The following is a 22,651-nucleotide window of genomic DNA, read 5'->3' as shown; positions in this document are numbered from 1 at the left end:
TGTATAAGAGACAGGGGGGAGGTGGGTGTCCGTCCCCGAAGAGGCGTTCCGCCTCGGCCTCGATGCGGGTCCTGTAATCAGGATCCTCGACGAACGACCCTCCGCACCAACACTTCGTGCCGCTGCTGCTCGAGGTACAGCTGCTCTCACAGCCCGAGCAGTACGCCGACATCGCCTCCCGACACATGGGACACCGGTCGATGGGATTGTCCCTGCCGTTGTTCAGGCCACATCTGCGACAGTGGTAACCACTCATGGCGCTCCTGGCGGGTCGCTCGCGATTCGAAACGGCGCGGCAGGCGACACGAGAGCGCTCCGCGTGGCCGTCCACCGTCAGACAGCTGCAAGCCGGACGCCAGGACACTGCGCCAGAGAGAAGTCGAGCCGCCGTGGTGACGGCGCACGAGGAACGCGCGAGGGCCGCGTCCTCGCGGAACGAAGCGGCGTCTGGTGGGAACGCACCCTCCAACGGGGCAGCCCTCACGGCTCCGGTTGCTCAACCGGTCCGGGAGACGACTACACTCTCCAGCGGCATCCGAACGAGGTGCCGAACAGAGAGGAGCCTTCCCGATGCACGTCGAGCGGTGGGTTCATATCAAGGCGAGCCCCGAGCGGATTGAGGAGCATTTGAATGGGTGGGTTGGCTCCTTCAGGCTGCCACCGTCTCCGGGAGGGCACCGGGGCCCGCAGTGGTATTCGGGCCAGCGGCGCGGCCCTCGCCTCGTGATTCAGCGACAAATCCCTGTCTGGGAACCCGCGGCCGCGGTGTGGCGCCCCGTGTACTTCGTCGAGTCCGAGCTGGAGCGGGTGTCCGAGCGTGACGTCCAGGTCGTGACGCGGCTGGCGTGGCACCCCGAAATCATCGTCAGCCTCCTGGGGATGACGGGAGCGGCGCTCGCGGCCCATCGACTCTTGGCCGGGGCGCCGGAGTTCTGGGGACTCATGGCCCTGCTGGCTGTCGGCGTGAGCCTGCGCTGGTTCCTGGCGGCAAGACGTGTCCGGCGCGAATCGCGTGTCCTGTCGCACGCGCTGGAGATGATGGACTCCTGAAGTCGGCCAGGAGGAATCCACGCGGGGAGACCGCTTCGCGTCGTGCACGCGGAAAAATCGAGCAAGACGGCAACAACGAGTGAGACCTCCTCTCACTGCATTGTAGGTGTCAGAGACAGACAGCAAGATGCCGCGGTTTCCGCGCCCCCTCTGTCTCGTCGTGCCCCCCCAAGGAGAAGTCCGAATGACACCCTCGATGTCGCGACCCCACCAGGTCTCGAGCACGCCACGCGTCCACGCGCTGGCGCTGCTCGCGGCCGTCCTGCTCGTACTCCCCGCCGCCGCGCGCGCCCAGACGACGTACACGCTGTTCACCCCGGCCTCCACGCCCGCCGTCCCCTCCGTCACCAACGACTTCTCCGCCGTGGAGCTCGGCGTGAAGTTCCAGTCCGACGTCGAGGGAGACATCCTCGGCATCCGCTTCTACAAGGGCGCCGCCAACACCGGCACCCACGTGGGAAGCCTCTGGAGCGCCGCGGGCGTGCGCCTCGCCTTCGCCACCTTCACCGGTGAGACGGCCTCCGGCTGGCAGGAGGTGACGTTCTCCACGCCCGTGCGCATCAGCGCAGGCACCACGTACGTCGCCTCGTACCACGCGCCCGTCGGCGCCTATGGCTTCACCAGCGCGGGCCTGGCCTCGGCCGTGGACTCCCTTCCCCTCCACGCGCTCGCGGGCGGCACCAGCGGTGGCAACGGCGTCTTCTCCTACGGCGCCGCCGGCACCTTCCCGTCGAGCAGCTTCGGCAACTCCAACTACTGGGTGGACGTCGTCTTCCGCCCCGCCGCCCCCGTCACCCTGTGGCCCGCAACCGCCACGCCCGCCGTCGCGTCCGTCACCAATGACGCAAGCGCCGTGGAGCTGGGCGTGAAGTTCACGACGAACGTGAGCGGCAACGTGCTGGGCGTCCGCTTCTACAAGGGCGCCGCCAACACCGGCACCCACGTGGGCAGCCTCTGGAGCGCCAACGGACAGCGCCTCGCCTTCGCCACCTTCACCTCCGAGACGGCCACCGGCTGGCAGCAGGTGACGTTCTCCACGCCCGTCGCCATCGCCGCCAACACCCCTTATGTCGCCTCGTACCATGCCCCTGTCGGCGCGTACGCCTTCGACAACGGCGGCCTCGCCAGCGGCCAGGACAACGCGCCCCTCTTCGCGCTGCCCGGCAGCACCAGCGGCGGCAACGGCGTCTTCACCTACGGCGCCGCGGGCTCCTTCCCCATCAACAGCTTCGGCAACTCCAACTACTGGGTGGACGTCGTCTTCCAGGCCACCGGCGCCCAGCCGCCGACGCAGCCCCCGGGCAACACCTTCCGCCTCTTCGCCCCCACCGCCACGCCTGGCACCGCCACCGCCAATGACACCGCCGCCATCGAAGTGGGCGTGAAGTTCCGCGCGGACGTGGACGGACAGGTGACGGGCGTGCGCTTCTACAAGGGCAGCGGCAACAGCGGCACCCACGTGGGCAACTTGTGGAGCGCCGCTGGCGCCCCCCTGGCCTCCGCCACCTTCACCAACGAGACGGCCGTCGGCTGGCAGCAGGTGACGTTCACCACCCCCGTCGCCATCACCGCCGGCACCCCGTATGTCGCGTCGTACTTCGCGCCGCTCGGTGGCTACTCGTTCGACAACAACGGCCTCACCACCGGCGTGGATGCCCCTCCGCTGCACGCCCTGCCCGGCGCCACCACGGCGGGCGGCAACGGCGTCTTCGTCTATGGCGCCGCGTCCACGTTCCCCAACGGCAGCTTCCAGAACTCCAACTATTGGGTGGACGTCGTCTTCGAGACCTACGGACCTCCGCCCCGTCCGGGCGTCCACGGCGCGGGCCCCGTGCTGGTGGCCACTTCTCCCGGCAATCCCTTCACCGACTACCTGCGCGAAATCCTGGAGGCCGAGGGCATCGCCGCCTTCGCCACCACCGACGCCGGCAACCTGGGCGTCTCCGTCAACCTCAATGACTACAAGGTGCTGGTGCTCGGCGAGCAGACGCTGAGCGCGGCCCAGGTGACGCTCGTCACCACCTGGGTCAACGCCGGCGGCAGCCTCATCGCCCTGCGGCCCGCGGCGAACCTCCAGTCCCTGCTCGGCCTCAATGCCTCTCAAGGCACGCAGGCCAATGGCTACATCCTGGTCAACGCCACCCAGGCCCCGGGCACGGGCATCACCGCGGAGACGATGCAGTATCATGGCCTCGCGGACAAGCGCACCGTCGTCGCCGGCACGCGCACCGTCGCCACGCTCTACTCGGACGCCACCACCGCGACGACGTTCACCGCCGTCAGCCAGCGCACCGTGGGCACCGGCACCGCCACCGCCTTCATGTATGACCTGGCGAAGTCCGTCATCTACACGCGGCAGGGCAACCCGGCCTGGCAGGGACAGAACCGGGACGGCTCCTCCATTGGCCCGGGCGCGCGCGCCAGCGACATGTTCTACGGCAACGCGTCCTTCGACCCGCAGCCGGACTGGGTGAACCTGGCCAAGGTCCAGATTCCCCAGGCCGACGAGCAGCAGCGCCTGCTCGCCAACGTGCTGCACCAGACGAGCACCACGCCGCTGCCGCGCCTCTGGTACTTCCCCCGCTCCAAGAAGGCCGTCGTGGTGATGACGGCCGACGGCCACCCGGGCGGCGCCACCACCCAGCGCTGGAACCAGCACCTCACGGACAGCACCACCGGGTGCAACGTGGCGAACTGGGAATGCATCCGCGGCACCGTCTACGACTACGTGGGCGGGCTGAGCGCCACCCAGGCCAACGGCTACGTGGCGCAGGGCTTCGAGTACGCCCTGCACGTCAACACCGGCTGCGCGGACTACACGGCCAACACGTTGGACCCGAACTTCTTCACCCCGCAGCTCGCCAGCTTCGCGTCCGCCTTCCCCGCCGTCCCCGCGCCCGTCACCAATCGCACGCACTGCATCGCGTTCAGCGACTGGGCCACCCAGCCCAAGGTGTCGCGCCTGCACGGCATCCGCATGGACACCAACTACTATTACTGGCCCGACTACTGGGTGCAGGACCGCCCGGGCATGTTCACCGGCTCCGGCCTGGCCATGCGCTTCGCGGACGTGGATGGCACCCCGCTGGACGTCTACCAGCTCGCCACGCAGATGACGGACGAGTCCGGCCAGTCCTATCCGCTGCACATCGATACGCTGCTCGCCAACGCGCTGGGCGCCAAGGGCTACTACGGCGCGTTCAACGCCAACATGCACGTCGACTCGCAGCCGTCGGCGGGCTCCACCGGCTCGGCAGCCATCGTCGCGTCCGCCAAGCGTGACGGCGTGTCGGTCATCACCGCGAAGCAGTTGCTGGAGTGGCTGGACGCCCGCGAGGCCACCCAGGTGTCCACCGTGGCCTTCACCGGCACGGTGCTCACCTTCAACCTCACCAGCCCCGCGCTCAACCTGTCCCTCATGGTGCCCCGGCGCACCACGACGGGCCGCACGCTGGTGTCCGTCACCCGCGCGGGCTCCGCCGTGACGACGGTGACACGCACCATCAAGGGCGTGGACTTCGCCTTCATCGACGGCGCCCTGGCCGGCACGTACACCGCCACCTACAACTGAGTCACCCGCACCCCCAAGGCGCGGACACACTCCCGAGGGGCTCGACGCATTGCATCCGCGTCGGGCCCCATTTGCTTTCTGCTCCGATGAAACCCTGGAGGTCCTGACGCTGACGTGGGGTGCCTTGCGTCGGATGGCCCGCAGCCTCTATGACGCGCCACCGGGACGGCGCCCTGCTGGCGGCCTCCCGAAACAAGGACTCCACGCCCCATGCTCAAGAAGATTCTCGGCGGCCTCGCCGCCCTGCTGCTCATCCTGGTGGGCATCATCGCCACGCGTCCCTCGGAGTTCGCCGTGAAGCGCACGGCGACGCTGTCCGCGTCCCCGGACATCGTCTTCGCGCAGGTGAACGACTTCCACGCGTGGGCCGCGTGGTCTCCGTGGGAGCGGCTGGACCCCGCAATGAAGAAGACGTACTCCGGTCCGGAGTCGGGCGCCGGCGCCATCTATGAGTGGGCGGGCAACGACGACATCGGCCAGGGGCGGATGACGCTCGAGGAGAGCAAGCCCTCCGAGTCCGTCCGCATCAAGCTGGAGTTCATCAAGCCCTTCACCGCCACCAACACCACCACCTTCACCTTCACCCCCGTGGACGGCGGCACCGAGGTCGTCTGGGCGATGAACGGCGCCAACGGCTTCATCTCCAAGGCGATGGGCCTGTTCATGGACATGGACGCGATGATTGGCAAGGACTTCGAGTCGGGCCTCGCGAATCTGAAGACGGTGGCGGAGGCGGAGGCGAAGAAGCGCGCCGAGGCCGAGGCCGAGGCCGCGCGCGTGGCCGCCGCCGCGAAGGCGGAGGCGGAGAAGGCCGCCGCCGAGGCCGCCGCTGCCGCCGAGGCCGCTGCCGCCGCCGCTGGCATCCAGCCGGCCATGACGGCGCAGCCCACGCCGTAGTCGCCGCCCAGCCTGACTGCCTCGGGCAGTCCTCTCGACGCCTCCATGTCGCGGTCCACCCGGTCCGCGCGTGGGGGCGTCCTCGTGTCCGCCGCACGCAGTGTCGACCGTTGACACCTCGGGGCACCCGACCTGGCGGGTGGTGAACGCTCGCGCGCTTCCCGCATCCCTCTCTTTCCCAGACATGTGGCGGCGGGCGTAGACCGCGAGCGCGCCGCATCCTGGCGCCTTTCCCCTGGGAGCTGCTCATGCCGCCGCGAAGGACTCCGTCCAAGCCGACCCCTCCCCCGCCCAGCAAGACCGAACAACTGGAGCCCTACCGCGCACACCAGGAAGACACGGTGCTGACGACGGACCAGGGCATCCGCATCTCCGACACGGACAACTCGCTGAAGGCGGGCCTGCGGGGCCCCACCCTCCTGGAGGACTTCCACTTCCGCGAGAAGATGATGCGCTTCGACCATGAGCGCATCCCCGAGCGCGCCGTCCACGCGCGCGGCGCGGGCGCCCATGGCTACTTCCAGGTCTACGAGTCGCTGGAGCGCTACACCCAGGCGCGCTTCCTCACCGACCCCAGCCTGCGCACGCCCGTCTTCGTGCGCTTCTCCACCGTGGGTGGCTCGCGCGGCTCCGCGGACACCGTGCGCGACGTGCGCGGCTTCGCCACCAAGTTCTACACGCCCGAGGGCAACTACGACCTGGTGGGCAACAACATGCCCGTCTTCTTCATCCAGGACGGCATCAAGTTCCCCGACTTCGTCCACGCGGTGAAACCGGAGCCTCACAACGAGATTCCGCAGGCGTCCTCCGCGCACGACTCACTCTGGGACTTCGTCTCGCTGGTGCCGGAGACGGCGCACATGGTGATGTGGCTGATGTCGGACCGGGCCATTCCGCGCAGCTTCCGGCACATGGAAGGCTTTGGCGTCCACACCTACCGGCTGGTCAATGCCAGGGGCAAGGCCACACTGGTGAAGTTCCACTGGAAGCCGGTGCTGGGCACGCACTCGCTCGTCTGGGACGAGGCGCAGAAGGTGTCAGGCAAGGACCCGGACTTCCACCGCCGGGACCTCTGGGACTCGATTGAGCAGGGGAACTTCCCCGAGTACGAGCTGGGCGTCCAGTTGGTGCCCGAGGGCGACGAGCTGAAGTATGGGTTTGACTTGCTCGACGCGACGAAGCTGTTGCCCGAGGAGCTGGTTCCGGTGCAGAAGGTCGGCAAGCTGGTGCTGGACCGCAACCCGGACAACTTCTTCGCGGAGACGGAGCAGGTGGCCTTCTGCGTGGCCAACGTCGTCCCAGGCATCGACTTCACCAATGACCCGCTGCTCCAGGCGCGAATCTTCTCCTACCTGGACACGCAGCTGACGCGTCTGGGCGGACCCAACTTCGCGGAGCTGCCCATCAACAAGCCCGTCTGCCCGGTGAACAACCACCAGCAGGACGGCTTCGGACGGCAGACCATCAACACCAACCGGGCCAACTACCACCCCAACTCCATTGGCGGTGGCTGCCCGATGCTGGCCAATCCCAAGTCGGCCTTCGTCCACCGGCAGGAGCGCGTGGAGGGGCACAAGATTCGCGAGCGCAGCGGCAGCTTCGGGGACCACTTCAGCCAGGCCACGCTCTTCTTCAACAGCCTGTCGAAGCCGGAGCGCGAGCACCTCGTCTCGGCGCTCGAGTTCGAGGTGAGCAAGGTGGAGCGCGCGGAGATTCGCGAGCGCGTGGTGAACCAGGTGCTGGTGAACATCGACCGGCAGATGGCCGAGCGGGTGGCGCGCGCGGTGGGTGTCGCGCCGCCGAAGCCGCCCAAGGCCTCGGAGCTGGTGGCGGGCAAGCCCGCGCCCAAGCTGACGAAGGTGTCCCCGGCGCTCAGCATGGAGAACACGCCGCACGACTCCATCAAGACACGCAAGGTGGCGGTGCTCATCGCGGATGGCTTCCCGGGCAGGGAGCTGTCCCAGGTGCGCAAGACGCTGGAGGGGCTGGGCGCCCTGGTCGAAATCGTGGGCCCCACGCTCGCCCCCGTTGCCAGCGCGGACGGTGGCGAGGAGACACCGGTGAAGACGTTCCAGAACACGTCCTCCGTGCTCTTCGACGCGGTCTACGTCCCCGGCGGGGACAAGAGCGTGGCCACGCTGAGGAAGCTGCCCCTGGCGGTGGACTTCGTGCGGGAGGCATACGTGCACTGCAAGGCGCTGGCGCTGTCCGGCGCGGCCACCACGCTGCTGGACGCGGCGGGCCTGTCCCAGCCCATGGCCAAGGGGCTGGATGACGCGATGGGCGTCGTGCGCAGCGCGAAGAACGAGACGCGGGGCTTCGGACAGATGTTCGCCAAGGCCATCGCCGCGCACCGCCACTGGGTGCGTGAGTCGCCGCCCCCGGCGTAGCGTCAGCCGGGCGTCCGCCCCACGAAGAGGCCCAGCGCGAAGGCCGCCCCCATGAGGAGCAGCACCAGAATCATGGGGACGCCGCCTCGCGCCGGAGCCCTCACGGCCTGCGCCGCCAGTCCCGTGCCGGCCTGCTCCTCGGGGACGATGAGGCGGACCTTGATGACCGCCTTGACGAGCACGTCCTCCACGTCATGCAGGAAGCGCTCGTACTCCTCGGGCGCCAGCTCCAGGGGCTCGCCGTGGTGGGCCTCGTAGCGCTTCGCCACGCCCTCGAAGCCGCGCAGTTGGGCCTCGCGCTTCGACACGTCCACCCAGCCGCACACGACGGACGGGCCCGTGCCCTTGCGCGGAACCAGGGAGATGGATTGACGGGCCTGCTTGCCGCCCCCGGTGCTCGGGCCCTCGGGGTCGTCGATGCGCAGCACGCGGTGCGGCCCGCGCCCGTACATCTTCTTCCCCAGGGCGTCGCGAAGCTGCTCCGCGAGCAGCGCGGAGTGGTTGGCGAACATCGTCCGCAGCGCGGGGCCGTCCTCCGCCGCGGCGGCCACCTTTCCGGCGGCGGGCTCCAGCGGACTGAGCCGCACCACGCCCGCGCTGAGACCTGGCGAGGGAGGCTTCTCGCCCCCCTTCGATAGCCAGCCCGTGCCCTTCGCGGCCGGGGGCGGCTTCGGAGGCGCGGGGGCCTTGCCCTTCTCCGGCCTGAGCACGGGAGGCGCGGGCGGGCGCAGCTCCGTGGCGGGAGCGGCCGGGGTGCCATTGCTCCGAAGCTCGGTGGCGAAGGGCAGCAGGTCCTCCTCGCCGCGACTCTCGCCGGTGGTGAAGAGCTGGTACTCCTCGTCCCCGCCCTTCACCGCCGCCGCGGAGGTGTCCTCGTCGTCGTCATCCAAGGCGGAGACCTCGGGCGTCCGACCTCGCGCGCCCGTGGCGCCGCGACTGGCGCCTCGTGCCTCGACCTCCTGACCGCGTCCCGCCGCCGGGCCTCGGCCTGCCCCGCGCGCCTCCGTTTGGATGACCTCCTGCCCTCGGCCGCCGCGTGCCTCCGCCGCGCCTCCGGTCTGCGCCCGACCTCCAGCGCGGGCCTCCGTGACGATGACCTCCTGGCCCCGGCCCGCACCGCGCGCTTCCGTGACGATGACTTCCTGGCCTCGGCCGCTCCGGTCGTCCGAGGCACCCCTGCCACCTGCGCGTGACTCGGGAGGACGGGCCGTGGCGGCACGGCCCCCGGCAGCCTGTCCCTTGCGCACATCGGTGATGATTTCTTCCTGCTCGTCGAGCGGGCCGATGCGCGTCTCGGAGGGAGACGGCTCCGGGGGCGCCAGGCGCGTCTCCTCGGGGCGATAGGAGGACGGGATGTCCCGCGTCGCGTCCTCATCCTCCTCGGGCGCGATGCGCGTCTCCTCGTTCCGGCCGGGCCCATTGCCCCGCCTCTGTCCGTTCGCCATGGCCACTCCTCGCCCCGCCGAGGATAGCCCGGCCCGTGCCCGTTGGGTCAGCGCACGAGGCGAACCCGCAGCGTCCTGGCATCCGAGCGCCCCCGGTCATCCACCGCCCGTACCACGTACGTCCCTGGTTTCGCGTCCCACTGGAGCGACTCCCCCCGCGAGGCCGTGCCCACGAGCTGCTCGTCCACGAACCAGAACACCCGCCGCACGTCCGCGTCCGTCACCGCCGACAACGGCACCGCGCGCGAGGACTCCGACGAGGCCCGCAGGTTGTAGTCCACGCCTTCCTCGGGCGTGGTGATGCGCGGCGCGGTGCCCGTGCTGGCGCTGTGCTCCAGGCCGCAGTCCGCGCCCTCCGGAGGCGGCACCCGCCGTGGCAGCCCCGCCTTCTGGAACAGGCGCAGCAGGTCCGACGGCCAGAACTCGAACACCTCCGCGCGGCTGGAGGGGCCCGGTCCACACGCCCGCAGGCCCGTGCGAGTGTCCACCCACACCTCGCGGTGCACGTCACACGTGTGGATGGGCGAGGTGCCCGGAATGAACCACGTGTCCACCTTCCGCGAGCAGTGCGGCCCCGGCAGCCCCCCGGACAGCGCGCACACGCGCACGCGGCTGACGCCCGGTGGAGCCGACTGGCGCACGCGACGCACGTCCGAGTCCCGCGAGCGCACCGAGTCCACCAGCTCGAACATCAGCGGCGCGGCGGCCGTCTGTCCCACGAAGGCCGGGTTGGGCTGGCCGTCGAAGTTCCCCACCCACACCGCCACGACATAGGGCCCCACCACGCCCACGCTCCACGCGTCCCGGAAGCCGGTGGACGTCCCCGTCTTCCACGCCACGGGCACCGTGTCGCGCGTCCACTCGGAGCGAAAGGACTGCGCGGGGCGGCCCGCCGTGGCCAGCGACTCCAGCACCAGGAAGCTGGCCTCCGGGCTCAAGAGCTTCACGCCCTCTTCCACGGGGGCATCCACCGTCCAGCGCAGCGGGCGCAGATGTCCACCGTGGCCCAGCATCGCGTACAGCTCCACCAGCTCCGCCATGGTGACCTCGGCGGAGCCCAGCGCCAGCGAGAGGCCATAGTGAGACTCGTCGCGCAGGTCCGTCACGCCCGCCTTGCGCAGGAAGCCATGCAGGCCCGGCGCGCGGAGCTGCTTCGTCAGCGCCACCGCCGGCACGTTGCGGCTGCGCACCAGCGCCTCCACCGCCGGCAGCGGACCCGCGAACTCCCCGTCGAAGTTCTCCGGGTCATACCCCCGGAAGCCCAGCGGCGAGTCCTTCAACATGGTGCGCGGGTGCAGCAGGCCCTCGTCGAAGCCCAGCCCGTAGATGAACGGCTTGAGCGCGGAGCCCGGCGAGCGCTTCGCGTGCGTGCCGTCCACCTGTCCGTCGATGCGCGCATCGAAGAAGTCCGCCGAGCCCACCGCCGCGCGCACCTCCATCGTCCGCCAGTCCACGAGCATCGCCACCGCGTTGCGAATGCCCACGTCACGGCGCCGCTCCACGTACTGCCGGACGTGGCGCTCCAGCAATCGTTGAAGGGGTAAGTCCAGCGTGCTCGTCACGCTCGCGCCCACGGGGGCCCGCCGCAGCACGCTGCCCACGAAGTGCGGCGCGAGGAAGGGCAGGTCCTCCCGCCCCAGCACCGGGAGCGGCTGGGCCAGAAGCGGCCGGCGCTCGGTGTCCTCGGGGTGTTGCACCTGCCAGCGCTCGAAGAGGCGCAGCCGCGCCGCCGTCAGCGCCCCCGAGTCCCGACCCGGGTCCCTGCGCGCCGGGCTCTGCGGAATGACAGCCAGGGTGAGCGACTCGCCCAGCGTCAGCCGCGCCACGTCCCGGCCGAAGTACACGAGGCTGGCCGCGCCCACGCCCTCCACGTTGCGGCCGTAGGGCGCGAGGTTGAGATAGGCCTCCAGGATTTCGTCCTTGGACCAGGTGCACTCCAGTTGCAGCGCCCGCAGCATCTGCTGGAGCTTGCCGCCGGGTGTGCGCGACTCGATGCCGTAGCGGATGCGCGCGAGCTGCATGGTGAGCGTGGAGCCGCCCATGCGCCGCCCGCCCGTCAGGTACGTGCTCCACACCGCGCGCCCCAGGGCCACGGGGTTGATGCCCGGGTGCGAGCGGAAGTGCTGGTCCTCGTGGAGCAGCGTGGCCTCCACCAGGGGGGTGGGGATGCGCTCCAGTGGCACCCACAGCCGATACTTCTCGTCCGGGGACAGGGTGAGGCGCAACAGCCGGCCCTCGTGGTCGAACACCGCCTGCGAGAAGCCCAGCCCCTCGCGCAGCGGCGGCCGGGGCACCGCGGCATACAGCGCCGCGAGCCCCAACATCACCACCAGCACCTTGCGCCACCGCCGCCGAATCACGGCGCCGTCACCGTCACCTGCGACGCCACCGAGCGAGCGCGGACGCTCCGGTCATACATGCCCTCGGCGAAGGCCGGAGGCATCACGAAGCGGCCCGAGTGGGTCGCCTTGATTCGGTAGATGAACTCCGTGACGGTGGTGCCCGCCGTGCCGTAGAGCACCACCCGGTCCTCACGCACGTCCACGTACTCGGGGCTGAAGCTGGAGCGATCGCTTCCCACCGGCGGCAGCCACCCACCGGACACGGGCGCGGGCTCCGGCTCCCGGTAGGAGTTGTCCGGCGGCTCGTCGTCGGACCCGCCGCCCTCGTAGGACTCGTCCCCTTCGGAGGAGCTGTCACTTTCGGCGTACTCGGAGTCGCCCTCGGGCTCCGACTCCGGCTCCGGCTCCGGCTCCGGCTCGGGAGGCGCGGGCCGCTCCAGCACCACCTCGAAGCCGCCCGGCAGCAGGTCGGTGATGGCGACGTGGGACGTGTTGCCCTCCAGCCCGCGAAGCTTGAGGTGCACCTCCACCTCTCCGCCCAGCGGGACGTCCGTCACCACCTTGCCGTCCAGGTCCCTCAGCTCGCGATGCACCTCCAGTCGCTCGATGATGGGCGCCGTGGGCACCTGCGCGTCGTAGCCCGCCTGCGTCACCTGGAAGAACAGCGGCGCGCTCGCCCCGCTCTTCACCCGGACGGCGGTGGCCTGCTCGGAGAAGGCGACCTTGGGGAACAGTCCCTCCGGCACCGTCAGCGGACGCAACGTGTCCGCCACCTTCTCCAGCAGGGCCACGCCCGCGCGCGACGGCGTGCCCTGCTCACCCAGCGCCTTCGCGTAGGCCTCCAGGCCGAGGATGGCGTACGCGGAGGACAGCGTGTTGAAGCGCTCCTCCGCGAGCGGCTTCGCCAGCGACACCAGCATCTCCCCGGTGATGCCGGGGAGCCGCTCGGGGAAGTGGCGCGAAATCAGGTAGAGCACCTGCGCGTCGTAGACGAGCCCGTCATAGAGCGCCTCGTAGTCGTCCACCTGCGCCTCGCCGATGCGCACCTTCTTCATCGCGCGCGTGGCCTCCTTCTCTTGCTTGAGCAGCTTGTACGTCGCGCCGACGTACGCCGCCGTCAGGTCCACCGGCCACTCCTCCGCGGCGTTCGCGTCCAGCCACTCGCGCAGGACATTCACCGCCCCGCCGGGCACCTTGCCGTTGCGGGTGAGCACGTACTGCGCATAGGCCACGTTGCGCGCCTGGGTGAGGTCCTGCGGCTCTCTCGCCGCCAGCGTGCTCAGCCAGGTGAGGCCCCGGTTCAGCATGTCGACAGGCACCGCGAAGCCTCGCTCCTTCGCCTCGGTGAGGAAGTGCAGCGCGTAGATGCTCGGCAGCACGGGCGCATACGAGTTGGCCGCCCACAGGCCGAAGGCGCCCTCGTCGTTCTGCCGGGTGCGCAGCGTGTGGATGGCGGAGGCGAAGCTGGCGTCGGCCACCTGCGGCCCCTGACCCAACAGCTCGCGGCGGCCCTTGAGCGTCACGGCCGGGAAGGCCCGGCTGACGAGCTGCTCGGTGCAGCCATAGGGGTACTTCTCCAGGTACGCGGACAGGCCGCGCGCCAGGCCCAGCGGCATCGGCGAGGCGCTCACCTCCAACGTGCGGAAGGCGCCGTGCATCTTCCGGGACACCGCGAGGTCCACCTCGCCGTCCTTCACGTAGCCGCCCTTCACGGACGTCAGGAAGGGCACGGCGGGACGGACGCTCAGGTCCACGGACTGACGCCCCTTCTCCTTGCCCAGCGACGCGGTGAAGGCCAGCGTCCCCGAGCCGAGGACGGACTTCGCGCGCACGCGGAAGGTGGTGCTCCCCTCGCGGCCCTCATCGATTTTCAGCGTGCGCCGGGCCTCGTCCAGCACCTCCAGATGCTCGGAGGGCTTCAGCTCCAGCGTCACCTCGCTCCCCTTGCCCGCGCCCTCCACGCTGTTGGCCACCGCGACGCCCACGTTGAACTCGTCGCCGGGAGCCACGAAGGTGGGCACGCTCGGGGTGATGACGAAGGGCCCCCGGATGACAGCGCGTCGAATCGAGGCGCCCACGGACTCCTCGCCCACGGCGACCGCCATCACCCGCAGCTCGCCATTGAAGCTGTCCGGAACGGGGTACACGAGCTCGCGCTCCGTCTCGTCGATGTCGACGATGCCGGACCAGTACGCCACGGGCTTGTCCCGCTTGCGCTTGAAGGGGTTGAGGTTCTTTCCGATGGCGGCCTGGCCCTCGTCGTCGCCGCCCATGGAGGACACGGCCTTCGACACGGAGAACTCCGGCAGGAGCAGGTCCAGAATCTGGCCCGTGCGCACCTCCAGCGCGCGCTTCTTGAAGAAGTGCGACAGCGGGTCCGGCGTCGAGTAGCTCGCCACCTGGAGGATGCCCTCGTCCACCGCGTACACCACGGCGCGGCCCGGCTTGTTGCCCTTGTAGCGGATGCGGTACGGCTCTCCCGGACGCCCCTTCTCCGCGCTCGTCAGCGTCACCTGCAGGACTCGGCTGTCTTTGCTCACCGAGAACGGCACCACGCCGTAGCTCAGCGGGCTCATGAAGATCTCCTGCGAGTCCATGGCGCGCACGAACGTGACGTTGACGTACCCGTTGCCCTCGATGCCCGGCGGCAGCCGAATCTTCTGCACCGTGCTGGTGGCGTCCGCCTTGAACCAGGCCCACGCATGGACGCGCTCGCGCTCCAGGGTGATGAGGCCCGCGCCGGTGTACGGCGCCTTGATGTTCAGCTCGATTTCATCGCCGGGCGCGTAGTCCTGGCGGGAGAGCTTCACCTCCAGCTCCGCGTTCTTCTCCAGCGTGCGCGTGAGGTTGGCGTGGCCCGCCACGGTGTAGTCCACGCGGCTGAGCTCCGTGCCCTCCGCGTCCTTCACCACCACCACGAAGTCGCCGGGCTGCTCCGTGGACAGCGCGTACTTGAAGCCCGCCTCGCCGATGGCCAGCTCGCGCGTGCGCACCACGGTGTCGCGGCGCGCGGACTGGTAGGCGTACGTGCCATTGGGCTGCTGTGTGAGGACGGACACCCAACGCCGCTCGATGAGCTCCGCATTGAGGCCCTGCACGGCCTTCTTCTTCAGCGTCGGGTCCACGGCGATGAAGTCCACCGAGCGCGCCGAGCCCTGGCTCAGGTAGGTCAACCCACCATCCGGCTTGAAGCCGACGAGGTACGGCAGGGGAGACACCAGGATGGAGGCCTCCGAGGACACGCCTCGTCCACCCTCGGCCTCGTAGCCCTCCGCGAGCAACGACACGCGCCACGTCGCCTTCTCGAACTTCTCCAGCCCCAGCTCCAGCTCCACCTCACCCTCGTCGTCGGTGCTGGAGTTCTCCAGGCGCTCGCTGAAGGTGCGCGTGGCCATCATCGGGTCGTGGAAGGTGTAGCCCGGGTACTGACGGAAGCCAGGGTACCCCGGGCTGAAGGTCAGCTCCGCGGACACGAGCCGGTCCGCCGCGGCGATGCCGAAGAGGTTCTTCAGCGTCACCTTGCCCTTGAGTCCCTCGGGCGGCACCCAGCCTTCGAGCCGGTCGGTGTCGAAGCGCGTGGTGATGCGCATCCGGTCCGGGAGGAACTCCTCCACGCGCACCTGGGTGGAGCCGAGCAGGCTGCCCCGCAGCCCGTCCTTCACCACGTACAGGTTCACCGCGTAGTGGCCCGTGGGGGACGTCTCCTCCGTCGTGTACTGGAGCGCCTCCAGGCCGGCGGCGGAGAGGGAAAGCTTCTGCTTGTGCACCTCCAGGCCGCGAGGGTCCGTGACGGTCGCTTCCAGCGGAACGCCCGTGGGCGGCTGGCTCCAATCCGAGGGCTTCACCACCATGGCGACGTGGAAGGTGTCGCCGGGACGGTAGAGGCCCCGGTCCGAGAAGAGGAAGGCCGTCAGGCGCTCCGGAGTGGAGCCGCTCGTCACGCCGCCCACATCGAAGCGGCTGAAGTTGAGCTGCCGGTCCGAGCGGTTGAAGGGCAGGAAGGCGAAGTCATCGCCCTTGCGCGCCAGGTACGCGATGGGCGTCTGCTCGCGCGCGAAGTCGGTCAGCGTCGGGAAGGCCACGTGGCCATCCGCGCCCGTGGTGGCGCTGAGCACCGGCAGGCCGTTCTTGCCGAGCACGCTCACCGTGACGCCTTCCGCCGGGAGCCCCTCGCCCAGCGACTGGACGAAGATGTCATGCGAGCCGTCCGCGCTGTCCTTCACCACCAGGCCCAGGTCCGTCACCAAGAGGAGCCGCGAGTCCTCCTTGCCCGTCGTCCGCTTGTGCTCGGGGTCCCAGCTCTGAACCTTGAAGAAGAACAGGCCGCGACGCGCGGACGGGTTGTTCGCGGGGGTGAGGTACTCCGTCAAGTCGAAGGAGGCGTACTGCGCCTTGCCCCGGCCCACGCCTTCCAGCGGGCGCACCACGGAGAAGCTCTCCGTGATGTTCTGCTCGTCGAAACGGTAGTTGCTGAAGCTGGGGTGCGCGAAGCGGCCCTCCGTCTGGCTCACCAGGTGGTTGAGCTGGTCCGGCAGCACGCGGCCCAGTTGGAAGCGCAGCCCCTGGACGTCGCGCGAGAGGACGGTGACCTTCTTCTCGCCCGCGAGGCTGAGCAGGGCGCCCTCGTGGAGGATGCTCACCTCCTCGGGGAAGCGCGGCACGGCCTCGGTGCTGTTGAACTCCTCGGCCAGCACGTAGCCGCCGGCGGAGTGGGTGCCCTTCTTGAGCCGGATGTAGAGGTAGCGGCCCACGTCCGCGCGGATGCGGAAGCTGTGCAGCGTGGCGTACTCCTTGTCGGCGGGCACCGGGTCCAACGCCAGCTTCTCCGCCTTCGCGAGCAGCTCGTCACCGATGGTCCGCGCATCGCTCCAGGAATGGTTGGAGCTCGCGGCCTCGTCCGTGGTGGCGGGCTTGTCCTTGGGCAGCACCCAGACCTGGAGGTTCTTTCGCAGCTCCGCCTCGGTGACGCCCGTCGTCAGGTTGACGATGAGCACCTGCTCGGGCTCGTAGCGGTCATTGCGCACGAGCGACACGTTGGTGCCCGACACGCGGAAGTAGCTGAACATGCCGGGGATGGTGACCTGTCGCTCCTGTATCCCCTCGGTCCCCTTGCCTCCCCGCGCGGCCTGGACGCCGGATGCCATCCGCAACACCATGGGGGCCTCCTTGTCGGGGATGGGGATGAGGTCCGATTGGATGTAGGCCTGTCCCTTCAGCTTGTCGTAGGTGACGTTGAACTTGTGCTCGGGCGGGCGGGAGCCCAGCAGTCCTCCGCTGGGCACGTCGAAGCGCAGCGAGAGGTTGCGCACGAGCGAGGCCGGGTCCACCGGGTGCGAGAAGGTCAGCGTGGACACGACGCGCTTCTCCTTCGGATTGCGCGGGTCTTCGTAGAACTCCAGGCTGTTGATGGACGCGGTGAAGGGCTGCGATTCGAACCGCGTCTCATAGGACTCGAGCAGGATGTGCTCGGGGAAGAGCGAGCGGTCCAGCGTGACGCGGTACTCCTGTCCCACACCCCAGTCCGCGCTCGGGACGAAGGAGAGCGTCTGGTCATTGGACCAGCGCCACGCGCCAGGGTGCTCGGGCTTGAGGGTGATGCCCGCCGTCACCGGCTTGCCAATGGCTTCGAGCGGGGCCACCGAGCCGGTGAACCGCACGTGCACCGAGTCCCACCGAGGCGTGCCGTCATCGAGCGGAGTCAGCGACGGAGACGTGGCGCTGAGCGAGTAGCGCACCGGCTGCGGCCGACTCTGATACCAGCGGTAGCCGGCGTCCGCTCCGACGACGAGCAGACACAGGGCGACCACCGACAGGGCGATTCGCTTGGGATTGCGGCGAACCCATCCGAACAAGGCGCGCGCGAAACGGGCGAGGGCGAGGCCCAGCGCGACGGCCCAGGTGGGAGGCGTCCAGCGAAGCTCACCGAAGAGATGGCGAGCGATGCGGCGAGCGAGCCGAGGTCTCTGCGGGGTGGGTTCGGATTCGTTTGAGGACATGGGGTGTAGTGCGGCGGCGGGAGCCAGCCCGACGAGAGAGCAAGCACGGGGCCAGCGCGTCGCGATGTAAGCACGACGGCAGGGTGGAACTGAAACCGGGGGCTGTGTGCCGTCGACCGCGCGTCCCGTGCGCGAGGAGCCGCGAGACACAGCCCGCGCGGCTGGCTGGCCGCTCACCCGAGACGAAAATGACTCAGGAGGGAGGGCGCCAGGGAGAGGAGTGCCGAGCCCGCGGCGTCAGTGCGAGGGCGAGCCGCTGGACCAGGGCAGTTCGAACCAACGGCGCTTTCCCTCACCAGAGGGGTGTGCCGGCTGGGATTGCGGCGGGCTGTAGGACGGGCTGCCCCAGTCCGGAGAGTCGACGACCATCACCTCACTGCCACCTCGGTGAGGCATGAGGCGAATCAGGCCCACGAACAAGGCCGTCAAGGCCAGGACGGCGAAGACCCAGCGAGGGTTGCTCCATTGCAAGGACCAGCGACTGACCACCGAGAGTTGGGGCTGTTCACCCCCCTCGGACTTGTCGCCAGTGACGGGTACGGCCACGACCGCCGAGGCTTCGACGGCGGACTCCACGGTCGGCTGCCCACCCCTCCGCTCGCCGCCCGCACCTGATGCCTTCGCTCCCTCGTCCGAGGAAGTCGAAGCGACCGGCGAGGAGCGCTCGGCGGCCATTGCCTCGACCGAAGCCCGCAGAGCGGAGAGCGCCTCCATCGCCGATGCGAACCGCGCCGAGCGCTTCGGCGCGAGCAGCCTCCCCAGGAACACGCGCAGCGGCTCGGAGACCTGGAGGTGCTGATCGAACGACAGCACCAGTCCCTCGTCGACGAGGTCCGCGGGCTCGCGACCACTGAGCGCATGCACGAGCGTCGCGCCCAGCGCGTAGAGGTCGCTGGAGGGCTCCACCGTACCGCCGAGCTGCTCGGGCGGCATGTACCCGAATGTCCCGACGAGCGTGGACCCATGCGTCACGTCACGCGCCAGGTGGCGGGCCGCGCCGAAGTCCACCAGCGCCGTGCGTCCATCCGGCCGGAGGATGAGGTTCGCCGGCTTCACGTCGCGGTGCACCAGCGTGGGCGTGCGTCGATGCAGCGCCGAGAGCGTCTGAAGCACCTGCTCCGCCAGCGTCCACGCCTCCGCCTCATCCAGCCGCCTTCGCGAGATACGCTCGAGAAGCGTCTCCCCTTCCAGCAGCTCCTGCGCGAGATAGAGGCGCGTCCCTACCCCGCTGCCTTCCTTGAAGCTCGCGACGAAGCGCGGGATGTCCGGGTGCTCCAGCGAGCGCAGCACGGCGGCCTCACGCTCGAAGGCGTCGAGCTGCTCCACGCCGGGCACCAACGCGAACAACAACTCCTTGAGCGCGACACGCGTCCCCTGACCATCCACCGCCAGGTACACGCGACCATGCGGAGACTGCGAGATGAGCCGCAGCACTCGATACCCGCCGGGGGCCACGGCCGCGCCGCAATGGCCACAGCGAGCATTCTCGAGCGTGGCTTCACACACCACGCACGCCACGCTCGCCTCCGCTTCACGAAGCCCTGCCCCAGACCGGACACGTTCCATTCCACATCTCCCAGAGCCACTCCACGCCACCCGTTGGATGCGAATCCTATACCAGTCCCCGCCGGCCCCGTCCCGGCCCTGGAGTCCAGCTGCATGGCGACAAGGCGCATGCTTCGAGGAAGAGCCGAGGTGAGCTCCGCCCGCGCGGTAGCGCCTCTCACATCGCCCGGCAGTGCAAGGGCCGATGTCCACTCCAGCTTCCACGGCCTGGGTTGCCGCGCCCTGCTCCCGCGTCGCCTCCATCCTGACGTGTGTCAGTGGCTGTCAATGTCGTGCGGAGCATCCTGCCGTCCCCCGTGCGCTTGACAGAAAATCGCTCAAGGACAAAGTGCCTCTGAAGCCACTCATTGGAGGTGGACGCGTGGGTCAACAAACGGACGTTCTCGTTGTCGGCGCGGGTCCTACCGGTCTTGTCCTGGCGCTTTGGCTGACGCGCCAAGGTGTATCAGTCCGGATTGTCGACAAGAACGACGGGCCGGGAGAAACCTCTCGCGCCATGGTGGTGCAGGCCCGCACGCTCGAGCTCTACCGTCAACTCGACTTGTCTGACGCCGTGGTCGACGCAGGCTACCGCAACCCCTCCATCAGTCTCTGGGCCAAAGGCAAGCGTCGGGCACATCTCTCCTTCGGCGAAGTCGGGACCGATATCACGCCCTATCCCTTCCTCCTGGTGTATCCGCAGGATGCACATGAACGACTGCTGGTCGAACGGTTGCAGGCGCTCGGCGTCACCGTCGAGCGACAAACCGAACTGACCGCGTTCGAGGATAGAGGAGACCACGTCGCCGCGCGCCTGCGGACGCCGGATGGGAGCGAACAGGTCTGTGTCGCTCGCTATCTCGCGGGCTGTGACGGAGCTCGCTCATCGATCCGCCATCAACTCGGCGCGGGCTTCGAGGGCGGCACGTACAATCAGACGTTCTACGTCGCGGACGTTCAGGTGAGCGGTCTCGAGCCCACTGACGAGGTGCACCTCGCGCTCGACGGCACCGACTTCGTGGCGGTGATTCCCTATGGCCACGAGGGCAAGAGCCGGTTGATTGGCGCGGTCGTTGACGATCGCGCGGAAGAACTGACGTTCAACGATGTCGGGCATCATGCCATCGACAACCTGGGCCTGAAGGTCCAAGCGGTGAACTGGTTCTCCACCTACCGGGTCCATCACCGGGTCGCCGACCACTTCCGACGAGGCCGCGCCTTTCTGCTGGGCGATGCGGCCCATGTGCACAGCCCTGTTGGCGGGCAGGGCATGAACACAGGCATCAGTGACGCCATCAACCTCGCGTGGAAGTTGGCGGCGGTCGTGAAGGGCCAGGCCCTGGACGCATTGCTCGACAGCTATGAGCAGGAGCGCAAGGCCTTCGCACGCAAGCTGGTGGATACCACCGACCGCCTGTTTACCTTCATCACCACGGAAGGCGGTTTCGCCAACTTCGTGCGCATACACATCGCGCCGCTTTTCGCGGGCGTCATCTACAGCAGCGACCGCGTGCGCGAGTTCATGTTCCGGCTGGTCTCCCAGACATCGCTGAGCTACCACGCCAGTGCATTGAGCGAGGGCAAGGCCGGCGGTGTTCAAGGTGGCGACCGCCTTCCCTGGGTGGGAGGACCGGCCCAGGACAACTATAATCCCCTGTCCATCATCGCATGGCAGGTCCACGTCTATGGCACGGCCAGGCCCGACCTGAAGACCTGGAGCGAGCAGCGCGGCATCGCGCTGCATGAATTCGCGTGGCGCCCGGAGCATGAGCGAGCGGGGCTTGCACGGGACGCAGCCTACCTGTTGCGCCCCGACACCTATGTCGCGTTGGCCGACCCTCTTGGGACACCGGAATCGATTGAGCGCTACTTCGCCGGGCGCGGGATTGCGTGATCACACCTTGCTGGCGGTGAGGTACACGTCCGGGTCATGCCTCTCCATGAACCGGTCCGGGTTCTTCAGGGGCGTGAAGCCATACTGGGCATACAGTCCGTGGGCATCCCGCGTGGCCAGCAGGAAGCGCCGCAGCCCCTGGAGGTCCGGATGGGCGAAGACGGTCTCCATCAACCACTTGCCCAGGCCCTTGCCCTGCTGCGTCTCCAGGATGAACACGTCACAGAGATAGGCGAAGGACATCCGGTCCGTGATGACGCGCGCGTAGCCCACCTGCGCGCCGTCCGCGCCATAAACCCCGAAGAGGAGCGAGTTCCGCAGGCCCTTCTCCACCAGCGCGCGGGTGATGCCCGGGCTCCAGTACGAGCGCGTCAGGTAACCATGCACCACGTCCACGTCGATGCGGGCGGAGTCATCGGAGATGACGAAACCGCCCTGGCCATGAACCACATACGCATCGGACACGGAGGGAGGCACCACGGGCTGGGTCATGCGAGACATGTTTCCCAGCCCGAAGCGGCCACGCAAGCCCGGAATGCGGAACAGCGGGCTCAGCGCTTCGTCGCGCCCGCTTCCCGGGCCTCCACGGCCTTCACCCAGTCGGGCTTCACCGGCGTCGGGCGGTAGTCCTTGTCCAGCCGGACCTCCTTGCCCATTTCAATCGTCCAGCACTCCAGCTCGCGCAGCCACAGCTCGTGCAGGTGCGCACGCGCCCGCTCCGGCTCCATGAAGACATACGCCACGCGCGTCAGCGGCTGCCCGGGGCCCACCGCGCCGTCCAGACGCAGCGAGCACGCATCCAGCATCTCGCTGGCGGACACGTCGCGGCCGTGGACCACCATGCGCAGCAGCTTGTCCTGCGGCTCGTAGAAGCCGTCGAGCTTGTGCTTGCGCGCGTACCCCGAGCGGATGACGCCACCCTCCGCGTTGGCGCCCATGCGCGCATGCCCGGGCTTCGCCTGCGCGAGCGCGGTGGCCGGGTCCGCCTCCAGGTCATGGAACTGGACCAGGGAGACATCGTCCGGCCCCTTCAACAGGCGCCACGGCCCGAACTCCAGCCACCGACGCGACACCAGCCGCGCGTGGCCCTGCCCGCGAAACGCGCAGCCCCAGCCGTGCGGATAGTGCAGGTCATCCAGGATGGGCGCGGCGTACGCCTTGCCGTCGACCTTCCAGTCCGAATACAGGCTGGCGAATGACGCCAGGAAGAAGGGCAGCGGCGCCAGCTCCGCGAGCACCTGCCGCGCGTCCCTCGCATGAGGGCCCGCGACGAGCGCCACGGGAGACTCGACGAGGAGGAAGTTCCAGGAGTCGCCTGCCCAGACGGCCTTCGCGCGCCGCCGGGCCTTCAGCATGCGCGTCTCCAGCCAGTCCGCGCCGGGCGCCTGGTCCGTGAAGTCCACCGAGAGCGCGCTCGGGGACGTCTTCGGAAGGAGTCGGCTGACCATCGCCCGCACCAGGACTGGCAGGTCAGGACCCGACAGCCCCACCTTCATCTCCGTCTCCAACACCCTGAGACCT

General features: G+C 69.1%; 11 protein-coding genes. 5 read left to right on the top strand and 6 right to left on the bottom strand.

Going from position 1 to position 22,651, the window contains the following annotated elements:
* Window positions 1-723 precede the first annotated feature (723 nt).
* The 4 genes from HUW62_RS19235 (at window position 724) to HUW62_RS19220 (ending at window position 7,908) form a co-directional block, all read left to right on the top strand.
* Window positions 724-1,050, top strand: a complete 327-nt coding sequence (locus tag HUW62_RS19235) for a hypothetical protein (protein WP_163870338.1) — start codon at window positions 724-726, stop codon at window positions 1,048-1,050.
* Window positions 1,051-1,234: 184 nt separating this feature from the next.
* Entirely contained in the window at window positions 1,235-4,621 is a 3,387-nt protein-coding gene (locus HUW62_RS19230) for a DUF4082 domain-containing protein (protein ID WP_176435244.1), read from the top strand.
* A 210-nt stretch (window positions 4,622-4,831) separates the two neighbouring features.
* Window positions 4,832-5,518: an SRPBCC family protein gene (locus tag HUW62_RS19225; protein ID WP_176435243.1), complete on the top strand. Its 687-nt coding sequence runs from the start codon at window positions 4,832-4,834 to the stop codon at window positions 5,516-5,518.
* A gap of 248 nt (window positions 5,519-5,766) precedes the next feature.
* Window positions 5,767-7,908, top strand: coding sequence for a catalase (locus tag HUW62_RS19220; RefSeq protein ID WP_176435242.1), 2,142 nt, complete (start codon window positions 5,767-5,769; stop codon window positions 7,906-7,908).
* A gap of 2 nt (window positions 7,909-7,910) precedes the next feature.
* Here HUW62_RS19220 and HUW62_RS48830 read toward each other — a convergent pair whose 3' ends face one another.
* The 4 genes from HUW62_RS48830 to HUW62_RS19200 form a co-directional block, all read right to left on the bottom strand.
* Window positions 7,911-9,353 (bottom strand): hypothetical protein, encoded by a 1,443-nt coding sequence (locus tag HUW62_RS48830; RefSeq protein WP_240357096.1) that lies wholly within the window; start codon window positions 9,351-9,353, stop codon window positions 7,911-7,913.
* A 47-nt stretch (window positions 9,354-9,400) separates the two neighbouring features.
* Window positions 9,401-11,713, bottom strand: coding sequence for a penicillin-binding protein 1C (pbpC, locus tag HUW62_RS19210; protein ID WP_217911419.1), 2,313 nt, complete (start codon window positions 11,711-11,713; stop codon window positions 9,401-9,403).
* Window positions 11,710-17,691 carry an alpha-2-macroglobulin gene (locus HUW62_RS19205; protein WP_176435241.1) on the bottom strand — a complete coding sequence of 1,994 codons (5,982 nt, stop codon included), beginning with the start codon at window positions 17,689-17,691 and terminating at the stop codon, window positions 11,710-11,712. The genes pbpC and HUW62_RS19205 overlap by 4 nt, the downstream gene beginning before the upstream one ends.
* Before the next feature lie 237 nt (window positions 17,692-17,928).
* Complete coding sequence (locus HUW62_RS19200; protein WP_176435240.1) at window positions 17,929-19,257, bottom strand: serine/threonine-protein kinase; 1,329 nt, start codon at window positions 19,255-19,257, stop codon at window positions 17,929-17,931.
* A 361-nt stretch (window positions 19,258-19,618) separates the two neighbouring features.
* Between HUW62_RS19200 and HUW62_RS19195 the strand changes: the two genes are divergently transcribed.
* A complete protein-coding gene (locus HUW62_RS19195; protein WP_217911418.1) occupies window positions 19,619-21,130 on the top strand; it encodes an FAD-dependent oxidoreductase in 1,512 nt (503 codons plus the stop codon).
* On the opposite strand, the gene HUW62_RS19190 is transcribed toward HUW62_RS19195, so the two are convergent.
* Window positions 21,131-21,631 carry a GNAT family N-acetyltransferase gene (locus HUW62_RS19190; RefSeq protein ID WP_255203511.1) on the bottom strand — a complete coding sequence of 167 codons (501 nt, stop codon included), beginning with the start codon at window positions 21,629-21,631 and terminating at the stop codon, window positions 21,131-21,133.
* Window positions 21,632-21,681: 50 nt separating this feature from the next.
* Window positions 21,682-22,641, bottom strand: coding sequence for a hypothetical protein (locus HUW62_RS19185; RefSeq protein WP_176435238.1), 960 nt, complete (start codon window positions 22,639-22,641; stop codon window positions 21,682-21,684).
* Window positions 22,642-22,651: the final 10 nt, after the last annotated feature.

The organism is Myxococcus sp. AM011 (assembly GCF_013372595.1).
GTDB lineage: Bacteria > Myxococcota > Myxococcia > Myxococcales > Myxococcaceae > Myxococcus > Myxococcus eversor.
The sequence above is the reverse complement of the archived record's forward strand: the minus strand, read 5'-3'. Positions and strand labels throughout refer to the sequence as shown.